This is a genomic window from Citrobacter sp. Awk 2, from assembly GCF_028069815.1.
Classification (GTDB): Bacteria; Pseudomonadota; Gammaproteobacteria; order Enterobacterales; family Enterobacteriaceae; genus Citrobacter.
The window spans coordinates 91,607-107,195 of sequence record NZ_JANEWL010000002.1 but is presented as its reverse complement, the minus strand read 5'-3'; the positions used below and the strand labels follow the sequence as shown (position 1 = coordinate 107,195).

Annotated in this window: 16 protein-coding genes; 12 read left to right on the top strand and 4 right to left on the bottom strand. The window is 51.8% G+C overall.

What is annotated here, in order from left to right; all coding sequences use genetic code 11:
• The first annotated feature begins 97 nt into the window (after window positions 1–97).
• The 5 genes from purA to NNO02_RS01260 all read left to right on the top strand — a co-directional run bounded on the left by purA (window position 98) and on the right by NNO02_RS01260 (window position 7,095).
• Window positions 98–1,396: an adenylosuccinate synthase gene (purA, locus tag NNO02_RS01280; protein WP_271454071.1), complete on the top strand. Its 1,299-nt coding sequence runs from the start codon at window positions 98–100 to the stop codon at window positions 1,394–1,396.
• 228 nt (window positions 1,397–1,624) lie between these two features.
• Window positions 1,625–2,050: a nitric oxide-sensing transcriptional repressor NsrR gene (gene nsrR / locus NNO02_RS01275; RefSeq protein WP_005134424.1), complete on the top strand. Its 426-nt coding sequence runs from the start codon at window positions 1,625–1,627 to the stop codon at window positions 2,048–2,050.
• 38 nt (window positions 2,051–2,088) lie between these two features.
• A complete protein-coding gene (gene rnr / locus NNO02_RS01270) occupies window positions 2,089–4,551 on the top strand; it encodes a ribonuclease R (protein WP_271440278.1) in 2,463 nt (820 codons plus the stop codon).
• A gap of 70 nt (window positions 4,552–4,621) precedes the next feature.
• Entirely contained in the window at window positions 4,622–5,353 is a 732-nt protein-coding gene (gene rlmB / locus NNO02_RS01265) for a 23S rRNA (guanosine(2251)-2'-O)-methyltransferase RlmB (protein ID WP_271440279.1), read from the top strand.
• A gap of 119 nt (window positions 5,354–5,472) precedes the next feature.
• Window positions 5,473–7,095: an isovaleryl-CoA dehydrogenase gene (locus NNO02_RS01260; RefSeq protein ID WP_271454070.1), complete on the top strand. Its 1,623-nt coding sequence runs from the start codon at window positions 5,473–5,475 to the stop codon at window positions 7,093–7,095.
• An 85-nt stretch (window positions 7,096–7,180) separates the two neighbouring features.
• Here NNO02_RS01260 and yjfN read toward each other — a convergent pair whose 3' ends face one another.
• Together yjfN and bsmA are read right to left on the bottom strand one after the other, a co-directional pair.
• Complete coding sequence (yjfN, locus tag NNO02_RS01255; RefSeq protein WP_005134428.1) at window positions 7,181–7,456, bottom strand: DUF1471 family protease activator YjfN; 276 nt, start codon at window positions 7,454–7,456, stop codon at window positions 7,181–7,183.
• Between the two features lie 147 nt (window positions 7,457–7,603).
• Complete coding sequence (gene bsmA / locus NNO02_RS01250; RefSeq protein ID WP_271440281.1) at window positions 7,604–7,933, bottom strand: biofilm peroxide resistance protein BsmA; 330 nt, start codon at window positions 7,931–7,933, stop codon at window positions 7,604–7,606.
• Window positions 7,934–8,114: 181 nt separating this feature from the next.
• Here bsmA and yjfP point away from each other — a divergent pair, with 181 nt between their 5' ends.
• Entirely contained in the window at window positions 8,115–8,864 is a 750-nt protein-coding gene (gene yjfP / locus NNO02_RS01245) for an esterase (protein ID WP_271454069.1), read from the top strand.
• Here yjfP and ulaR read toward each other — a convergent pair.
• Together ulaR and ulaG are read right to left on the bottom strand one after the other, a co-directional pair.
• On the bottom strand, window positions 8,861–9,616 hold the full coding sequence (gene ulaR, locus NNO02_RS01240; protein WP_271440283.1) for an HTH-type transcriptional regulator UlaR: 756 nt from the start codon (window positions 9,614–9,616) through the stop codon (window positions 8,861–8,863). The two genes, yjfP and ulaR, sit on opposite strands and share 4 nt — an antisense overlap.
• 105 nt (window positions 9,617–9,721) lie before the next feature.
• Entirely contained in the window at window positions 9,722–10,786 is a 1,065-nt protein-coding gene (gene ulaG, locus NNO02_RS01235) for an L-ascorbate 6-phosphate lactonase (protein ID WP_271454068.1), read from the bottom strand.
• A gap of 367 nt (window positions 10,787–11,153) precedes the next feature.
• Between ulaG and ulaA the strand changes: the two genes are divergently transcribed.
• Genes ulaA through NNO02_RS01205 form a run of 6 tightly spaced genes read left to right on the top strand, consistent with a single transcriptional unit; the run spans window position 11,154 to window position 15,564 of the window.
• Complete coding sequence (gene ulaA / locus NNO02_RS01230) at window positions 11,154–12,551, top strand: PTS ascorbate transporter subunit IIC (protein ID WP_271440340.1); 1,398 nt, start codon at window positions 11,154–11,156, stop codon at window positions 12,549–12,551.
• Window positions 12,552–12,566: 15 nt separating this feature from the next.
• Window positions 12,567–12,872 (top strand): PTS ascorbate transporter subunit IIB, encoded by a 306-nt coding sequence (gene ulaB / locus NNO02_RS01225; RefSeq protein WP_045439008.1) that lies wholly within the window; start codon window positions 12,567–12,569, stop codon window positions 12,870–12,872.
• An 11-nt stretch (window positions 12,873–12,883) separates the two neighbouring features.
• Window positions 12,884–13,351 (top strand): PTS ascorbate transporter subunit IIA, encoded by a 468-nt coding sequence (gene ulaC, locus NNO02_RS01220; RefSeq protein WP_271440285.1) that lies wholly within the window; start codon window positions 12,884–12,886, stop codon window positions 13,349–13,351.
• A gap of 12 nt (window positions 13,352–13,363) precedes the next feature.
• Window positions 13,364–14,014 (top strand): 3-keto-L-gulonate-6-phosphate decarboxylase UlaD, encoded by a 651-nt coding sequence (locus NNO02_RS01215; protein ID WP_271454067.1) that lies wholly within the window; start codon window positions 13,364–13,366, stop codon window positions 14,012–14,014.
• A gap of 9 nt (window positions 14,015–14,023) precedes the next feature.
• Complete coding sequence (locus NNO02_RS01210) at window positions 14,024–14,878, top strand: L-ribulose-5-phosphate 3-epimerase (RefSeq protein ID WP_271440287.1); 855 nt, start codon at window positions 14,024–14,026, stop codon at window positions 14,876–14,878.
• Window positions 14,878–15,564 (top strand): L-ribulose-5-phosphate 4-epimerase, encoded by a 687-nt coding sequence (locus NNO02_RS01205; protein WP_271454088.1) that lies wholly within the window; start codon window positions 14,878–14,880, stop codon window positions 15,562–15,564. The genes NNO02_RS01210 and NNO02_RS01205 overlap by 1 nt, the downstream gene beginning before the upstream one ends.
• Window positions 15,565–15,589 lie beyond the last annotated feature (25 nt).

Sequence of the window (15,589 nt, the reverse complement as noted above, 5' to 3'; positions counted from 1 at the left end):
AAGTAGACTAATTTGCAGATTTTTGGATGCAAAAAGTGCTGTATATCTGAAAAAGCGGTGGTAGAATCCATTTTTAAGCAAACGGTGATTTTGAAAAATGGGTAACAACGTCGTCGTACTGGGCACCCAATGGGGTGACGAAGGTAAAGGGAAGATCGTCGATCTTCTGACTGAACGGGCTAAATATGTTGTGCGCTACCAGGGCGGTCACAACGCAGGCCATACTCTCGTAATCAACGGTGAAAAAACCGTCCTCCATCTTATTCCATCAGGTATTCTTCGCGAGAATGTAACCAGCATCATCGGTAACGGTGTTGTTCTGTCTCCGTCCGCGCTGATGAAAGAGATGAAAGGGCTGGAAGATCGTGGTATCCCGGTTCGTGAGCGCCTGCTGCTGTCTGAAGCGTGTCCGCTGATCCTTGATTATCATGTTGCGTTAGATAACGCTCGTGAGAAAGCGCGCGGTGAGAAAGCGATCGGTACCACCGGTCGTGGTATCGGCCCGGCTTATGAAGATAAAGTGGCTCGTCGCGGTCTGCGCGTTGGCGATCTGTTTGATAAAGCAACTTTCGCTGAAAAACTGAAAGAAGTGATGGAATATCACAACTTCCAGTTGGTGAATTTCTACAAAGTTGAAGCAGTTGACTACCAGAAAGTGCTGGATGATGTGATGGCGATTGCCGACATCCTGACGTCTATGGTTGTTGATGTTTCCGATCTGCTGGATCAGGCGCGTAAGCGTGGCGATTTCGTCATGTTTGAAGGTGCGCAGGGTACTCTGCTGGATATCGACCACGGTACCTATCCGTACGTAACGTCCTCCAACACCACTGCGGGTGGCGTGGCGACCGGCTCCGGCCTGGGCCCGCGTCATGTGGACTACGTTCTGGGTATCATCAAAGCATACTCCACCCGTGTAGGTGCAGGTCCGTTCCCGACTGAATTGTTTGATGATGTCGGCGAGTTCCTGTGCAAACAAGGTAACGAGTATGGCGCAACGACGGGTCGTCGTCGTCGTACCGGCTGGCTGGACTCCGTCGCTGTGCGCCGTGCGGTACAGATTAACTCCCTGTCTGGCTTCTGCCTGACCAAACTGGACGTACTGGACGGTTTGAAAGAGGTGAAAATCTGTGTTGCTTACCGTATGCCGGATGGCCGTGAAGTCACGACTACTCCGTTGGCAGCAGACGACTGGAAAGGTATTGAGCCGATTTACGAAACCATGCCTGGCTGGTCTGAATCCACCTTTGGTGTGAAGGATCGTAGCGGTCTGCCGCAGGCAGCACTGAACTACATCAAGCGTATTGAAGAACTGACCGGTGTGCCGATTGATATTATCTCAACTGGCCCAGACCGTACTGAAACCATGATCCTGCGCGACCCGTTCGACGCATAATCATGTTTGGCGCAGTGCCGCTGGCGCTGCGCATATCAGGCCTACATGTGTTATTTTGTAGGCCGGATCAGGCGCTTTTCACCGCCATCCGGCTTAACAAAGAGTGAATTCCTCGCTTTTTTCCTTCCCGAACTGAAATAAATTAGCGACCTGGCTGGTGGCTGGTTTATCATCAATATAAATAATACTACCAGGCTTATCCGTTTTATCCCTTTTCCTGAGGTTGATGTGCAGTTAACAAGTTTCACCGATTACGGATTACGTGCGCTAATCTACATGGCGTCGCTACCCGAAGGACGTATGACCAGTATTTCTGAGGTGACAGAAGTCTACGGCGTGTCCCGTAATCATATGGTCAAAATAATCAATCAACTTAGCCGGGCGGGCTTCGTTACTGCTATTCGTGGAAAAAATGGCGGCATCCGCTTGGGCAAACCGGCTAAGGCTATTGGAATTGGTGATGTGGTTCGCGAGCTGGAACCCTTATCGCTGGTTAACTGTAGCAGCGAGTTTTGCCACATTACCCCTGCCTGCCGACTCAAGCAGGCGCTTTCTAAGGCAGTGCAAAGTTTTCTCACGGAACTGGACAACTACACACTTGCTGATTTGGTTGAAGAGAATCAACCGCTTTATAAATTATTGCTGGTGGAGTGACGAAAATCTTCATCAGAGCTGACAATGGAGGAACCTCGATGTCACAAGATCCTTTCCAGGAGCGCGAAGCTGAAAAATACGCGAACCCTATCCCGAGCCGGGAATTTATCCTCGAACATTTAACTAAACGTGAAAAACCGGCCAACCGCGATGAGCTGGCCGCTGAACTCAATATTGAAGGTGAAGAGCAGCTGGAAGCGCTGCGTCGCCGCCTGCGCGCGATGGAGCGTGACGGGCAACTGGTCTTTACCCGTCGTCAGTGCTACGCGCTGCCGGAGCGTCTTGACCTGCTAAAAGGCACCGTTATTGGCCATCGTGATGGCTACGGTTTCTTGCGCGTCGAAGGACGCAAAGATGATTTGTACCTGTCCAGCGAGCAGATGAAAACCTGCATTCATGGCGATCAGGTACTGGCACAACCGCTGGGTGCGGATCGTAAAGGCCGCCGCGAAGCACGTATCGTGCGCGTGCTGGTACCGAAAACTAGCCAGATTGTTGGTCGCTACTTTACTGACGCTGGTGTGGGATTTGTCGTACCGGACGATAGCCGACTGAGTTTTGACATCCTGATCCCGCCTGAAGAGGTGATGGGTGCCCGTATGGGCTTTGTGGTGGTGGTTGAACTCACTCAGCGCCCGACTCGTCGTACCAAAGCGGTGGGTAAAATTGTCGAAGTGCTGGGCGATAATATGGGCACCAGCATGGCCGTTGATATGGCCCTGCGTACTCATGAAATTCCCTATATTTGGCCGCAGGCAGTAGAGAAACAGGTCGCCGGTCTGAAAGAAGAAGTACCGGAAGAGGCGAAAGTCGGGCGTGTTGATTTGCGCGATTTACCGCTGGTTACTATCGATGGTGAAGATGCGCGTGACTTTGACGATGCCGTTTACTGCGAGAAAAAGCGTGGTGGCGGCTGGCGTTTATGGGTGGCGATTGCTGACGTAAGTTATTACGTTCGCCCACCGACCCCGCTGGACCAGGAAGCCCGTAGCCGCGGTACATCCGTGTACTTCCCATCGCAGGTTGTTCCAATGCTGCCGGAAGTGCTGTCAAACGGATTGTGTTCGCTCAACCCGCAGGTGGACAGGCTGTGTATGGTCTGTGAAATGACCATTTCGTCAAAAGGTCGTTTAACCGGCTTTAAATTCTACGAAGCGGTAATGAGCTCCCATGCGCGCCTGACTTACACCAAAGTCTGGCACATGCTGCAGGGCGATCAGGAACTGCGTGAGCAGTACGCGCCGTTGGTGAAACATATTGAAGAGCTGCATAACCTCTACAAAGTGCTGGATAAAGCGCGTGAAGAGCGCGGCGGTATCTCGTTTGAAAGTGAAGAAGCGAAGTTTATCTTCAATGCTGAACGCCGTATCGAGCGTATTGAACAGACGCAGCGTAATGACGCGCACAAACTGATTGAAGAGTGCATGATCATGGCGAATATCTCAGCGGCGCGATTCGTTGAGAAAGCCAAAGAGCCTGCACTGTTCCGTATTCACGATAAGCCAACGACCGAAGCGATTAATTCTTTCCGCTCGGTACTGGCCGAGCTGGGACTGGAGCTGCCTGGCGGTAACAAACCAGAGCCGCGTGATTATGCTGAACTGCTGGAGTCGATTGCTGACCGACCTGACGCAGAAATGCTGCAAACTATGTTGCTGCGCTCCATGAAACAGGCCATTTACGATCCGGAAAACCGTGGTCACTTTGGTCTGGCGCTGCAATCTTATGCGCACTTCACCTCACCGATTCGTCGTTACCCGGACCTCTCGTTGCACCGTGCTATCAAATATCTGCTGGCGCAGGAGCAGGGTCATAAAGGTAACACCACGGAGACGGGGGGCTACCATTATTCGATGGAAGAGATGCTGCAACTGGGCCAGCACTGTTCGATGGCAGAGCGCCGTGCTGACGAAGCCACGCGCGATGTTTCTGATTGGCTGAAGTGCGATTTTATGCTGGATCAGGTCGGTAATGTCTTTAAGGGCGTTATTGCCAGCGTGACGGGTTTTGGCTTCTTTGTTCGTCTTGATGAGCTGTTTATCGACGGTCTGGTGCATGTCTCCTCGCTGGATAACGACTACTATCGTTTTGACCAGGTAGGGCAACGCCTGACAGGCGAATCCAGCGGTCAGATGTATCGCCTTGGCGATCGTGTGGAAGTCCGTGTGGAAGCCGTCAATATGGACGAGCGCAAAATCGACTTTAGTCTGATTTCCAGCGAACGTGCTCCGCGCAATGAGGGTAAAACCGCGCGCGAAAAAGCCAAAAAAGGCGATGCAGGTAAGAATACCGGTAAACGTCGCCAGATGGGCAAAAAGGTGAATTTCGAGCCGGACAGTGCTTTCCGCGGTGAGAAAAAAGGCAGAGCCAAACCTCAGGCGGATAAAAAAGCGGCTGAGAAAAAAGGCGACAAAAAAGCGAAAAAGCCTTCGGCGAAAACGCTTAAAATCGCTGCCGCCACCAAAGCCAAACGCGCGGCGAAAAAGAAAGTCACGGAATAAGCCATAAACCGTAAGCCGGGTGGCCAGCGTGCCGCCCGGCGTTACACCTAAACTATTAACGAGTACATTCATGAGTGAAATGATTTACGGCATCCATGCGGTGCAGGCTCTGTTGGAGCGTGCGCCTGAGCGCTTTCAGGACGTCTTTATTCTCAAAGGTCGTGAAGATAAACGTCTGCTGCCGCTGATCCATGCACTGGAAGCACAGGGTGTTGTCATCCAGTTAGCTAACCGCCAGTTCCTGGATGAGAAAAGTGAGGGTGCGGTTCATCAGGGGATTATTGCGCGCGTGAAGCCGGGTCGTCAGTATCAGGAAAACGATCTTCCGGATCTGATTTCGGAACTTGACCAGCCGTTCTTTTTGATCCTCGATGGCGTCACCGATCCGCATAACCTGGGCGCATGCCTGCGTAGCGCAGACGCTGCCGGTGTGCATGCGGTGATCGTGCCGAAAGATCGTTCTGCACAATTGAATGCGACGGCGAAAAAAGTTGCCTGTGGCGCGGCAGAAAGCGTACCGCTGATCCGCGTGACCAACCTGGCGCGCACCATGCGTATGTTGCAGGAAGAGAACATTTGGATTGTTGGTACCGCGGGCGAAGCTGACCATACGCTGTATCAGAGCAAAATGACCGGGCGTCTGGCACTGGTAATGGGCGCAGAGGGCGAAGGTATGCGTCGCCTGACCCGAGAACATTGTGACGAACTGATCAGTATCCCGATGGCAGGGAGCGTTTCGTCGCTAAACGTTTCAGTCGCGACCGGCATCTGCCTGTTTGAAGCCGTTCGTCAGCGCGGGTAATTGATTCCCTCTTCTCTTAAGCCATCCTTCGGGATGGCTTTTTTGTGACCTTTATCCCAGGCATCCTCTTCTCTGACTGACCATACTTATGGCGACGGCCATTGACGGAGGGAGACACAATGCACTGGCAAACGCATACCGTTTTTAACCAACCTGTACCGCTCAATAACAGCAACTTATACCTGTCCGATGGCGCATTGTGTGAAGCCGTTGCTCGCGAAGGCGCGGGCTGGGACAGCGATCTTCTCGCCAGTATTGGCCAGCAATTAGGGACCGCGGAATCGCTTGAGTTGGGCCGCCTGGCCAATGCCTTTCCCCCCGAATTATTGCGTTACGATCCGCAAGGGCAACGACTGGATGATGTGCGGTTTCATCCCGCCTGGCATTTACTGATGCAGGGATTGTGCGCAAACCGCGTGCATAACCTGGCCTGGGAAGAGGAGGCCAGGCAGGGCACGTTTGTTGCCCGGGCTGCACGTTTTATGCTGCATGCGCAGGTGGAGGCGGGCACCTTGTGCCCGATAACCATGACCTTTGCCGCCACGCCGCTGTTACTGCAGATGCTACCTTCACAATTTCATGATTGGTTTACCCCTCTGCGCAGCGATCGCTATGACTCACATTTGCTGCCCGGTGGACAAAAGCGTGGGGTGCTGATTGGTATGGGAATGACGGAGAAGCAAGGGGGTTCAGATGTGCTGAGCAATACCACTCAGGCTGAACGTCTTGCAGATGGCTCATATCGCCTGGTGGGACATAAATGGTTTTTCTCCGTGCCGCAAAGCGATGCGCATTTGGTACTGGCGCAGACAAGGGGGGGCTTATCCTGCTTCTTTGTACCGCGATTCTTACCTGATGGTCGACGCAACGCCATCCGCCTTGAACGCCTGAAAGATAAGCTCGGTAACCGTTCTAATGCCAGTTGCGAGGTCGAGTTTCAGGATGCTATCGGCTGGCTGCTGGGCGAGGAAGGGGAAGGTATTCGCCACATCCTGAAAATGGGCGGTATGACGCGTTTCGACTGCGCGCTGGGTAGTCACAGCATGATGCGACGTGCTTTTTCCGTGGCGATTTATCATGCACATCAGCGGCAGGTATTTGGTAAACCTTTGATCGAACAACCGATGATGCGTCAGGTACTAAGCCGAATGGCATTGCAGTTGGAAGGGCAGACCGCATTACTGTTTCGGCTGGCGCGAGCCTGGGATCGCCGCACCGATGCGAAAGAAGCCCTGTGGGCCAGATTATTCACACCCGCAGCGAAATTTGCCATCTGCAAAAATGGCATGCCGTTTGTTGCCGAGGCGATGGAAGTGCTGGGCGGAATTGGCTATTGCGAGGAGAGTGAGTTGCCGCGTTTGTACCGTGAAATGCCGGTAAACAGTATCTGGGAAGGCTCCGGCAACATCATGTGTCTTGATGTATTGCGGGTACTGACGAAACAACCCGGCATGTACGATATGCTCAGTGAGGCTTTTGCCGAAGTAAAAGGGCAAGATCGTCATTACGATCGGATGGTGCGTCAGTTACAGCAACACCTGCGTAAGCCCAGTGAGGCGTTGGCGAGGGAGATTACGCAGCAGCTTTTTCTGCTCGGGTGTGGCGCGCAGATACTGCGTTATGCCTCTCCGCCAGTCGCGCAGGCCTGGTGTCAGATGATGTTGGATACGCGTGGTGTAAAACAGTTGTCTGCACAGGTGCAGAGTGATTTGCTACTGCGGGCGACGGGAGGAATACGGTAAGACTATGCCAGATGGCGATGCTGTCGCGTCGTATCCTGCCTACGTTCAATACCGGCAGGATACGTTTACGCCATCCGGCAATCTGTTATGCATAAAGTATGGCCTGTACGCGCCAGTTATCTGGCTGCTGTTCTTCATACATCTGAATAATCCGGTACCAGGAGGCACCTTGTTCATCCGCTTTTAACGCCACAACGCGTTCTACATCCTGCGGGTTTCCTGCAATGTTACTGACTGATATCAGGCCAATTTCGTTCAGGCCTGTTACGCAGTCAGCACTGGCGAACTCGGCAGACTGCGCCGTTGTACCTACCAGTCCGGCAGAAAGCAGCAGTGAGGATAAGGCAAGTGATTGTTTCATCGTCAGCTCCATTATTCGTACCCCTACACATGGCAGGGCATTCCATCGCGATAATAAACCTCAAGCTCCCTGCTGTTGGTTTATTGTGCACAGGTAAACGCATAGGGGCGCAAAGCAATGTAAAGCTGACTAAATTTCAACCCAATGTTATTTACGATACAAAATAGCTTGTGAATACCATTGGCCTGTCACTACGGTCTCATCAACTAATAAGACAACGTAATAATCAGCTTTAGCCGCGACGGCTTTGGCACGGATCTCTGCCAGCGCATCATCTGGAGAGCCTCTTACCAGCGCATTGACTGTCCCTATTCGCTGCAACCCGTTGCTCTGGTCGCGGCGGATTTCTTGCGGGTGGTCGGCTACGGGCGGTGCAGGTTGTGGTGTACCCTGTAATACGCTACAGGCGCTTAAAAACGTCACCAGCAACAAAGAGGCAAACCGACGCATAACTCTATCTCGTTTCCTGATAGCCATAGTGTAGTGCCTTATTAAATTCCCTTTAGGGGAATGTTCCCGAATTGTTATCTCTCACGCGATTTTCGAATGAAAATGTTGCGAAAGCGTAACCCAGTTCTCAACATTATGAATCATTGCTGAACACATTCACTTGCGTTAAGTATTTCTCCATGGCATACCAGAAAAAAAGAGGCGACAAATGATAGAAATTGAAACACGCCAGCTGGCTGGTATCCCTGTCCTGCACGCCGTTCCTGCGGGTAAACGCGAGTGCTCACTCCCTTGTATTATCTTCTATCACGGGTTTACCTCTTCAAGTCTGGTCTACAGCTATTTTGCCGTTGCTCTGGCACAGGCCGGATTCCGGGTCGTGATGCCAGATGCGCCCGATCATGGCGCACGCTCGACGAGTGACGCTCAGGGGAGAATGTATCGCTTCTGGCAGATTTTGCAGCAAAATATGCAGGAGTTTGCGACGTTACGTGCGGCGCTGGTGGCAGAAAATTGGCTATCAGATGAACGTCTTGCCGTCGGAGGAGCCTCAATGGGGGCAATGACGGCTCTGGGCATTATGGCGCGTCATCCTGACGTAAAATGTGCAGCGAGCCTGATGGGTTCGGGGTATTTTACCCGGCTTGCACAAACGCTTTTCCCCCCCGTAGTGGTTCAGACGCCAGAACAGCAGGCGGAATTTGATAAGATTATCGCCCCACTGGCCGAGTGGGATGTTACACATCAGTTGCAACGTCTGGCCGACAGACCATTACTGTTGTGGCATGGCCAGGATGACGATGTGGTTCCGGCTGTGGAAACGTTCCGTTTGCAGCAGGCGTTAATTCAGGCAGGTCTGGATAACAATCTAACCTGCCTGTGGGAAGCGGGTGTCCGACACCGCATCACGCCAGAAGCGCTCGCTGCGACAGTATCGTTTTTCCGCCAGCACCTCTAAACCCGTAAAATGTTCACGCCCTGAGCTTCAAGTTGTTCCAGGATCTCAGGGTTAGCATTTTTGCCGGTAATCAGCATATCGATTTGATCGGCACGGCTGAACAACATTCCCGCACGTTCTCCAACTTTACTGCTATCGACCAGCACCACCAGTTTGCCGACCACGTTGAGCATCTTTTGCTCTGCCATCGCCGTCAGCATATCGGTTTTATACAGTCCATCTGCGGTCAGTCCTTTACCACTCGTAAACATCCAGTGTCCGGCATACAGGCTATTTTCGCTGCCCTGCGGGCTAAGAGTGATGGATTGGCTCTTGTTGTATTGCCCTCCCATGATGATCACGCTTTCATGCTCCTGGTCGATCAGATAGTTTGCCAGCGGCAGATAATTCGTGATGATCTGCACGGGTTTGCCACACATTTCGCGTCCGAGCAGGAAGGCGGTTGATCCGCAGTTGATCACCACGCTTTCGCCTGCATTCACTAACTGGGATGCCGCTTTGGCAATGCGAACTTTTTCATCGTGATTCTGTGCCTGGTGCAGATTCATCGGTGTCCAGCGTGGGCGCTGTTGGGTAATGGCTTCTGCGCCGTTACGGACTTTCTTGAGTTTGCCGCTTTCGTCGAGCTTGTTGATATCCCTGCGTGCTGTGGCCGGTGAAATCCCCAGGCGCTCAATTACGTTCTCAACGGTAACAAAGCCCAATTGCGCCAGCATATCCAGCAATATTTGATGTCTTTGTGCTTCAGTCATGAGCTATTCCGATACAAATTGATTTGAAAAGATGATATTTGAAATAGCCTGGAAATACTAAGTAAATGGGAAAAAATGCCGGGAGAAACCGGCATTTTGTGTGGATCACAGGAAGGATTTAAACGGTAAATCCGGCTCAATCGTAAAGCAGTCATCAAAGCCGCGTGGATAGTGATATTCGAAGTTATCTTTATCCAGTGGCCAGGTGAACTTGCCGCCGACCTGCCAGATAAACGGTTTGAAATTATACTTCAGGCGGTCTTTTTTCATGTCCCACAGGACGCGGATCTCCTGTGGATCAGCCTGGAAGTTTGACCAAATATCATGATGGAAAGGGATCACCACTTTTGTATTCAAGGATTCCGCCATACGCAGTATGTCGGAACTGGTCATCTTGTCCGTAATCCCACGCGGGTTTTCACCGTAGGAGCCGAGTGCGACGTCGATCTGATGCTCATTTCCGTGCTTGGCGTAGTAGTTTGAGTAGTGGGAGTCGCCGCTGTGGTACAACGTGCCGCCCGGAGTCTTGAACAGATAGTTGACCGCGCGTGCATCCATGCCATCTGGCAGAACGCCTGCGGCTTTTTGGTCGGCTGGCAGGGTGATTAACGCAGTACGGTCGAACGCGTCAAGCGCATGAATTTCAATATCTTTCATCTTAACAACATCACCTGGTTTTACCACAATACAGCGCTCTTGTGGTACGCCCCAACCTATCCACAGATCGACACAGGTTTGTGGTCCGATAAACGGGACATTGTCAGCACAGTTCTGCATGATGGCAGCGGCGATATTCACATCAATGTGATCGTTATGATCGTGCGTAGCAAGAACCGCATCGATCTGACGAATAGCAAATGGATCAAGGACAAACGGCGTAGTGCGCAGATTGGGTTGTAGTTTCTTTACACCCGCCATGCGCTGCATTTGGTGGCCGGTTTTCATCAGTGGATTGCCGTGGCTTTGTTTACCAGTGCCGCACCAGAAATCGACGCAGACGTTCGTCCCGCCTTCCGACTTCAGCCAAATTCCAGTACAGCCAAGCCACCACATCGCAAAGGTGCCCGGCGCAACCTGTTCCTGCTCGATCTCTTCATTTAGCCAACTTCCCCATTCCGGGAATGTGTTCAGGATCCATGATTCACGCGTGATACTTTTTACTTTACTCATCGCATTTACCCTCATGTTTATTCATATCGAATCATAACGTGATTTAATTTGATTGATACTGACATCATTTTATCAAGAAGGCAATGTGCTGATTTTTTATGTCACCGCAAGAAATGGGGAGGATTCACAGGGTTATAAGTTGTTTTTGTATCAGTGTTTAATTGTATTTATTTGTTTTATCAGAGGTTATTTTTTTACTGCTGAATAACGAACAAGACCTTTCTTACAGTGAGAGAATTATTTGCGTACTGCATCACATTTAATCAAATTCAATCTTGTTGTGATTACTTTTGAAAACTAGAGTGGGGGCACAACATCCTGGGCATCTGTAATGAATGTTCAGCAACTTCGTCTACTGGAGATCGTTATGGAGATCCTCTACAACATCTTTACCGTCTTTTTTAATCAGGTTATGACTAACGCCCCACTGCTGCTGGGGATTGTGACCTGTCTCGGCTACATCTTGCTGCGTAAAAGTGTCAGCGTCATTATCAAAGGCACGATCAAAACGATCATCGGCTTTATGTTGCTGCAGGCAGGGTCCGGCATCCTGACCAGCACGTTCAAACCGGTAGTGGCTAAGATGTCTGAGGTCTATGGCATCAATGGGGCAATTTCAGATACCTATGCCTCAATGATGGCAACCATTGAACGCATGGGGGATGCCTATAGCTGGGTGGGGTATGCGGTGCTGTTAGCGCTGGCGCTGAATATTTGTTACGTACTTCTTCGACGTATTACCGGTATCCGTACCATCATGTTGACCGGACACATCATGTTCCAACAGGCGGGGCTGATTGCGGTTTCTCTGTATATCTTTGGTTACCCGATGTGGACCACCATTATCTGTACGGCGGTACTGGTGTCGCTCTATTGGGGTATTACCTCCAACATGATGTATAAGCCGACGCAAGAAGTGACCGATGGCTGTGGCTTCTCCATTGGTCACCAGCAGCAGTTCGCCTCCTGGATTGCTTACAAAATTGCCCCCTATCTCGGTAAGAAAGAAGAGAGTGTCGAAGACCTTAAACTGCCGGGCTGGCTGAATATCTTCCATGACAACATCGTATCGACCGCGATAGTGATGACTCTTTTCTTCGGCGCAATTCTGCTCTCTTTTGGTATTGATGTGGTCCAGGCGATGGCGGGAAAAACGCACTGGACGGTGTATATCCTGCAAACTGGTTTCTCGTTCGCTGTTGCCATTTTCATCATCACCCAGGGTGTACGTATGTTCGTTGCTGAACTTTCAGAAGCGTTCAACGGTATTTCTCAACGTTTGATTCCTGGGGCAGTACTGGCGATTGACTGTGCGGCGATATACAGCTTTGCCCCAAACGCTGTGGTCTGGGGTTTTATGTGGGGCACCATTGGTCAACTGATTGCTGTTGGCATTCTGGTAGGCCTCGGCTCTTCCATTCTGATTATTCCCGGCTTTATTCCAATGTTCTTCTCTAACGCCACTATCGGCGTATTTGCTAACCATTTTGGCGGCTGGCGAGCGGCGCTCAAGATTTGTCTGGTGATGGGCATGATCGAAATATTTGGCTGTGTCTGGGCGGTAAAACTCACCGGTATGAGCGCCTGGATGGGAATGGCTGACTGGTCGATTCTGGCTCCACCCATGATGCAAGGGTTTGCCTCTATCGGACTGATTTTTATGGCCGTCATTATTCTGATTGCACTGGCTTATATGTTTTTCGCAGGTCGCACGTTGCGCGCTGAGGAAGACGCAGAAAAACAACTGGCAGAACAGTCTGCTTAATAAGGAGTTCCGATTATGACCGTACGTATTCTGGCTGTATGTGGCAACGGACAGGGCAGTTCCATGATCATGAAAATGAAGGTGGATCAGTTTTTAACTCAGTCAAATATTGACCACACGGTGAATAGCTGTGCAGTGGGTGAGTACAAAAGTGAACTGAGCGGCGCGGACATCATCATCGCCTCTACCCACATCGCCGGCGAAATTACCGTTTCTGGCAATAAGTATGTTGTAGGGGTGCGCAACATGCTGTCTCCCGCTGATTTTGGTCCAAAACTGCTGGAAGTGATTAAAGAACACTTTCCGCAGGACGTGAAGTAAGGACACGGAATATGAAACTACGAGATTCGCTGGCGGACAATAACGCCATCCTTTTACAGGCTGACGCCAGTAACTGGCAGGACGCGGTAAAGCTGGGCGTGGATCTGCTGGTTAAGGCTGATGTGGTCGAGCCACGCTACTACCAGGCTATTCTCGACGGGGTTGCACAGCACGGTCCTTATTTTGTGATTGCCCCTGGGCTGGCTATGCCGCATGGGCGCCCTGAAGAGGGGGTTAAAAAAACCGGTTTTGCGTTGGTCACGCTGAAAACACCGTTAGTGTTCAACCATGAAGATAATGACCCGGTCGACATCCTGATCACAATGGCGGCGGTTGATGCTAATACGCATCAGGAAGTCGGCATCATGCAGATCGTTAACCTGTTTGATGATGAAGCCAATTTTGACCGTTTACGCGCCTGCCGCACCGCGCAGGAAGTGCTGGATTTAATTGATAACGCCACTGCGGCGGCTGTTTAAAGGAACAATAAAATGTCATTACCTATGTTGCAGGTTGCGCTGGATAACCAATCAATGGCTTCTGCGTATGAAACGACGCGGCTGATTGCCGAAGAGGTGGATATTATTGAGGTCGGCACCATCCTTTGTGTTGCTGAAGGCGTACGCGCCGTACGTGATCTGAAGGCGCTCTATCCACATAAAATTGTGCTGGCGGATGCCAAAATTGCCGATGCGGGAAAAATCCTGTCGCGTATGTGCTTTGAAGCCAATGCCGACTGGGTCACTGTGATTTGCTGTGCAGATATCAACACTGCCAAAGGTGCGCTGGAAGTGGCGCACGAGTTTAACGGCGACGTACAGATTGAACTGACTGGCTATTGGACGTGGGAACAAGCACGAGAGTGGCGCGAAGCGGGTATTGGGCAGGTGGTATATCACCGCAGCCGCGATGCGCAGGAGGCCGGTGTGGCATGGGGGGAGGCGGATATCAGTGCCATCAAACGTCTGTCTGATATGGGCTTCAAGGTCACCGTTACCGGGGGGCTGGCGCTGGAAGACCTGCCGCTGTTCCAGGGGATTCCGATTCATGTCTTTATTGCTGGTCGCAGCATCCGCGACGCCGCCTCTCCGGTGGAGGCTGCGCGTCAGTTCAAACGTTCCATTGCCCAACTGTGGGGATAAGGAGCGGACATGTTGTCAAAACAGATCCCACTTGGCATCTATGAAAAAGCGCTCCCCGCCGGGGAGTGTTGGCTGGCGCGCCTACGCCTGGCAAAGGAGTTGGGTTTTGACTTTGTTGAAATGTCGGTTGATGAAACCGACGCGCGCCTGTCGCGGCTTGACTGGAGCCGCGAACAGCGTCTGACGCTGGTCACCGCTATTGCCGAAACCGGTGTGCGTGTCCCCTCTATGTGCCTGAGCGCCCACCGTCGTTTCCCGCTGGGTAGTGAAGATGATGCGGTACGCGAGCAGGGGCTTGAGATTATGCGTAAAGCGATTCGGTTTGCACAAGATATCGGCATTCGCGTTATTCAGTTAGCTGGGTATGACGTCTACTATCAGCAAGCCAACAACGAAACGCGTCGCCGTTTTCGCGATGGCCTAAAGGAAAGTGTCGAGATGGCGAGTCGCGCACAGGTCACACTGGCGATGGAGATCATGGATTATCCGTTGATGAATTCGATCAGTAAGGCGCTGGGCTATGCCCACTACCTCAATAATCCGTGGTTCCAGCTCTATCCTGACATTGGCAATTTGTCGGCGTGGGATAATGACGTACAGATGGAACTGCAGGCGGGTGTTGGGCATATCGTGGCGGTGCATGTGAAAGATACCCGGCCGGGTATCTTTAAAAATGTCCCCTTCGGTGAAGGGGTTGTTGATTTCGAACGCTGTTTCGAGACGCTCAAGCAGAGTGGGTATTGCGGACCATACCTGATTGAAATGTGGAGTGAAACGGCGGAGAACCCCGTGCTAGAAGTGGCAAAGGCGCGCGATTGGGTGAAAGCGCGGATGGCCAGTGCCGGTCTGATGGAGGCAACATGATACAAGAGCTCAAGCAGCAGGTTTTTGCAGCTAACATGGATCTTCCACGCTACGGGCTGGTGACCTTTACCTGGGGCAACGTCAGCGCCATCAATCGTGAACATGGGCTGGTGGTGATTAAACCTAGCGGTGTTGCCTACGAAACCATGCAGGTCGACGACATGGTGGTGGTAGATTTGGACGGAAACGTGGTTGAAGGGCGCTATCGCCCTTCATCTGACACGGCCACGCATCTGGCGCTGTACTGCCGTTATCCGTCGCTTGGCGGCGTGGTGCATACCCACTCAACTCATGCCACAGCGTGGGCGCAAGCGGGGCAGTCCATTCCGGCGCTTGGCACAACGCATGCAGATTACTTCTTTGGCGATATTCCCTGTACCAGGGCGTTAAACGAAGCAGAAGTGCAGGACGAATATGAGTTGAATACCGGTAAGGTCATCATTGAAACACTGGGAGACGCTGCGCCACTGCATACGCCAGGCGTCGTCGTGTATCAGCATGGCCCGTTTGCCTGGGGCAAAGATGCTCACGAGGCGGTGCATAACGCGGTGGTGATGGAAGAGGTGGCAAGAATGGCGTGGATTGCGCGTGGCATTAATCCGGCGCTAAACCCCATCGACGATTATCTGATGAATAAGCATTTTATGCGTAAGCATGGACCCGATGCTTATTACGGGCAGAAGTGAAACGTTGCCCCGGGCTACGTACACT

Coding starts and splice junctions, on each gene's coding strand:
- purA (WP_271454071.1), top strand. CDS start 98: ATGGGTAACAACGTCGTCGTACTGGGCACCCAATGGGGTGACGAAGGT.
- rnr (WP_271440278.1), top strand. CDS start 2,089: ATGTCACAAGATCCTTTCCAGGAGCGCGAAGCTGAAAAATACGCGAAC.
- rlmB (WP_271440279.1), top strand. CDS start 4,622: ATGAGTGAAATGATTTACGGCATCCATGCGGTGCAGGCTCTGTTGGAG.
- NNO02_RS01260 (WP_271454070.1), top strand. CDS start 5,473: ATGCACTGGCAAACGCATACCGTTTTTAACCAACCTGTACCGCTCAAT.
- yjfN (WP_005134428.1), bottom strand. CDS start 7,456: ATGAAACAATCACTTGCCTTATCCTCACTGCTGCTTTCTGCCGGACTG.
- bsmA (WP_271440281.1), bottom strand. CDS start 7,933: ATGGCTATCAGGAAACGAGATAGAGTTATGCGTCGGTTTGCCTCTTTG.
- yjfP (WP_271454069.1), top strand. CDS start 8,115: ATGATAGAAATTGAAACACGCCAGCTGGCTGGTATCCCTGTCCTGCAC.
- ulaR (WP_271440283.1), bottom strand. CDS start 9,616: ATGACTGAAGCACAAAGACATCAAATATTGCTGGATATGCTGGCGCAA.
- ulaG (WP_271454068.1), bottom strand. CDS start 10,786: ATGAGTAAAGTAAAAAGTATCACGCGTGAATCATGGATCCTGAACACA.
- ulaA (WP_271440340.1), top strand. CDS start 11,154: ATGGAGATCCTCTACAACATCTTTACCGTCTTTTTTAATCAGGTTATG.
- ulaB (WP_045439008.1), top strand. CDS start 12,567: ATGACCGTACGTATTCTGGCTGTATGTGGCAACGGACAGGGCAGTTCC.
- ulaC (WP_271440285.1), top strand. CDS start 12,884: ATGAAACTACGAGATTCGCTGGCGGACAATAACGCCATCCTTTTACAG.
- NNO02_RS01215 (WP_271454067.1), top strand. CDS start 13,364: ATGTCATTACCTATGTTGCAGGTTGCGCTGGATAACCAATCAATGGCT.
- NNO02_RS01210 (WP_271440287.1), top strand. CDS start 14,024: ATGTTGTCAAAACAGATCCCACTTGGCATCTATGAAAAAGCGCTCCCC.